The organism is Paraburkholderia madseniana (genome assembly GCF_009690905.1).
GTDB classification, from domain to species: Bacteria; Pseudomonadota; Gammaproteobacteria; order Burkholderiales; family Burkholderiaceae; genus Paraburkholderia; species Paraburkholderia madseniana.
On record NZ_VOSW01000223.1, the window covers coordinates 1 to 3,633 of the forward strand.

2 protein-coding genes and 1 pseudogene are annotated in these 3,633 nt (G+C 60.3%); all 3 read left to right on the forward strand.

Annotated elements, in window-relative coordinates; translation table 11 throughout:
* Positions 1–265 precede the first annotated feature (265 nt).
* Positions 266–1,606 (forward strand): annotated as a pseudogene (gene tnpC, locus FSO04_RS45205) (IS66 family transposase); the annotation flags it as partial.
* A 162-nt stretch (positions 1,607–1,768) separates the two neighbouring features.
* A complete protein-coding gene (locus tag FSO04_RS45210) occupies positions 1,769–3,001 on the forward strand; it encodes a site-specific integrase (RefSeq protein ID WP_154567900.1) in 1,233 nt (410 codons plus the stop codon).
* Complete coding sequence (locus FSO04_RS45215; protein WP_233465460.1) at positions 2,998–3,585, forward strand: site-specific integrase; 588 nt, start codon at positions 2,998–3,000, stop codon at positions 3,583–3,585. The genes FSO04_RS45210 and FSO04_RS45215 overlap by 4 nt, the downstream gene beginning before the upstream one ends.
* Positions 3,586–3,633: the final 48 nt, after the last annotated feature.

The window sequence follows — 3,633 nt, forward strand, 5'->3', positions numbered from 1 at the left end:
GTTGACGCGATTGCCGACACACCGTGCCGCCGACATCGCGCAACTGCTTCCTCATCGCTGGACGCGGACCGCTGCTTGATCGTTTCAGCGATTGCCCCCGTCAAGATGCCTTCCCCGGGTGCTTACGGAGCAACTCGCTGGTCTGGTGGTCGGTTTGCCGTGGCAGCGCATTGGCCCGAACGGTGTGATTCGCGTCGTGTAAGGCCAACGGGGACGTAAACTGTTGCGCTTCCACGGTGCCCAGGGTTCTGGCAGACTCGTCTGCATGGACCTGCCCGCCGATCTCAACGTTCTCAGCCCCGAACAGTTGCGTGCGCTTGCCGCGGAACTGTTCGCCCGGGTCGAGGACAGAGACCGGGAGATCGAAGAGAAGACCCGGGAGGTCGGCGAGAAGGAACGGGAGTTGCATTACCGGCAGATCCGTATCGAGCAGCTGAGCCACGAGATATCCATCCTCAAGCGCCAGCAGTTCGGTCGGCGCAGCGAACAGCCCAGCAGCGAGCAGATGAGCCTGCTGGACGAAGCAGTCGACGCCGATCTGGCCGCCATCGAACTGGAACTCGAGCAGCTTCAGCCACAAGCCACAGTCGACCAATCACCCCGGCAACCGAAGCGCGCAGCGCTGCCGGCGCAACTGCCGCGCACAGAGATCCACCACGAGCCGGACAGCACCGTGTGCCAGTGTGGCTGCGAGCGCGTGCGCATCGGTGAGGACATCAGCGAGAAGCTGGACTACACGCCGGGCGTGTTCAAGGTTGAGCGGCATATCCGTGGCAAGTGGGTATGCAAGAACTGCGAAACGCTGATTCAGGCGCCGGTGCCCGCACACGTCATCGACAAGGGTATCCCGACCACGGGACTGCTGGCCTCGGTGATGGTTGCCAAATACGCCGACCATCTGCCGCTGTATCGTCAGGAGCAGATCTTTGCGCGGGCGGGTCTGGCGATACCGCGATCGACACTGGGCGCCTGGGTCGGTACGTGCGGTATGCAACTGCAGCCGCTGGTCGACGCACTTCATCAGGAAATCCTGCAACAGGCAGTGCTGCATGCGGATGAGGCACCGGTACAGATGCTCAGTCCCGGCAAGGGGAAGACTCACCGGGCGTATCTGTGGGCGTATACGCCCACGCACTTCAGTGAACTGCGCGGCGTGGTCTATGACTTCGCCGACAGCCGTGCAGGCGAACATGCCCGCACCTTCCTTGCCGGCTGGCAGGGCAAGCTGGTGTGCGACGACTACGGCGGGTACAAGGCTGGCTTCCAGCAGGGCATCACTGAAATCGGATGTGCGGCGCGCGCGAGGCGTAAGTTCTTTGACCTGCACGCCAATCACAGTAGCTAGGTCGCTGGACGGGCCATGCCGTACTTCGCTGCACTTTACGAAATCGAGCACAACGCTGCGGTGTTGGATGCCGAAGAGCGTCGCAGGCTTCGCCAGAGTCAGGCCAAACCGGTGTGTGACGCTCTTTACGAATGGATGGTAGCGCAGCGCAAGCTGGTTTCGGAAGGTTCGTCGATCGCGAAAGCGCTGGACTACAGCCTCAAACGCTGGGAGGCGCTTACGCGCTATCTCGACGACGGGCACGTGCCTATAGATAACAACCAGGCTCATGCCGCTAGCGGCATGATGCCTGGTTATGCCGATTCCCGGATTATGCCGCGTCAAGGTCCCAAAGAGCATCGAACACGCCCCTGTGTGATTGTCGAGCCGGCATAATCCGTATGATTTCTCAGGCTGGCTGTTACGCTGGCCAGGAGAAATCAAATGAAGGCGATACACACAGTCAGCGCATCGGGCGGGCTGCCCGCCCGTCACATTGATACATTCCTTGATCGTCTACGGACGGCACGTTATTCCGAAGTAACGCTTCTCAAGAAACGAAGGGTTTTGTCTGCCTTCTCTCGGTGGATGAAGAGCACGAACGTCGGACTGGTTGACCTTGATGAGTCCGCTACGGCTTGTTTCACGGAGCGCCTGACCGACGCTCCTGAAGCGCGTGTTCAGTTCGAGCTTGCCGTCTTACGGTCGTTTCTTGCCTATCTGCGTGACGAAGCCATCGTGCTCTCGTCGACATTGGGCGACCAATCTGCGATCACCCATATCTACGAGCGGTACCTGGACTACCTGCGGCAGGATCGTGGACTTGCGAAGAACTCGGTGCTCGTCTACGGGCCCTTCATTCGCGACTTCCTCAACAGCCAGGATGTCGGCGACAGCGACATATTGCCCGATGCATTCGACGCCATGACGATCCGGAATCACCTCCTTACCCGCAGCAAAGGCCGGTCGGCGGAGTACACGCGGCTGATGACGGTGGCCCTTCGCTCGTTTTGCCATTTCCTCTTTCTGCATGGCGAGACGGCACGAGACCTGTATGAGTCGGTGCCTTCGGTTCGCAAGTGGCGGCAGTCAACTGTGCCAACGTTCCTCACGCCTGAGCAGGAAGAGGTCCTGATTGCAACTGCTGATCGGTCGACTCCACGCGGGAGCCGTGATTATGCCGTCCTGCTGTTGCTGGCGCGGCTCGGTTTGCGTGCCGGAGAGATCGTCGCGCTTGAACTAGGCGACATCCACTGGCGTTCCGGAGAACTCGTCGTTCATGGTAAGGGGCAAATGGTCGAGCATCTCCCGCTGCCATCCGAGGTTGGAGAGGCGATTGCCATGTACCTTCGCGACGATCGAGGTGCGAGCGCATCGCGACGGGTCTTCCTTCGCATGTGGGCACCGCGCGTCGGTCTGGCGGGACCGGCGGCGATTGGCCACATTGTTCGTCTGGCTTTCGCTCGTGCCGGATTCCGTCCCGCGTGCCGTGGCGCCGCGCATCTATTCCGCCACGGTCTGGCGACGACGATGATTCGCCATGGTGCGTCGATCGCGGAAATCGCTGAGGTCTTACGGCACCGCTCACAGGACAGTACCGCGATCTATGCAAAGGTTGCGTTTGAGGATCTGCGCAGGGTAGCACGCCCGTGGCCCACGACGGGAGGTGCAATATGACTGCGATCCGTGACTCCCTCGCTCGGTACGTCGCAGTGCGCCGGGCGCTCGGGGCGAAATTCTATGAACCTGCATTGGCACTCGGTCATTTCGTTGATCTTCTGGAACACGAAGGTGCCGAGTTCATCACCACCGATCTGGCTCTTCGCTGGGCGACGACGCCCGTACTCGTCGAACGCGCTACCTGGGGGCGGCGTCTCTCCCAGGTGAGAGGATTCGCCAAGTGGATGAACGCCATCGACAGTCGGAATGAGATTCCTCCAGCAGGACTCCTGAGTGCCCGCCGACGGCGCAATCCTCCGCATATTTACACGGAACAGGAAATTACCCTGCTCATGACTCATGCTGCGCGGCTACGCTCGCGCACAGGCTTGCGAGCACTGGCCTATACGACGCTCATCGGGCTTCTCGCAGCGACCGGCCTCAGACCAGGCGAAGCCCTTTCGCTCGACCGGTGCGACGTTGATCTCGTGAACGGAATACTCTCCGTTCGGGAATCGAAGTTCGGCAACTATGCCGCATCGTTAACTATGTTCGATTTGGACGTGACGAATGCAAATTCAAGGGCGATGAACGAAACCTGATCGGCATAGTCTGATTGATATTGGACCCGCTTTTACAAGAGGCGCAGG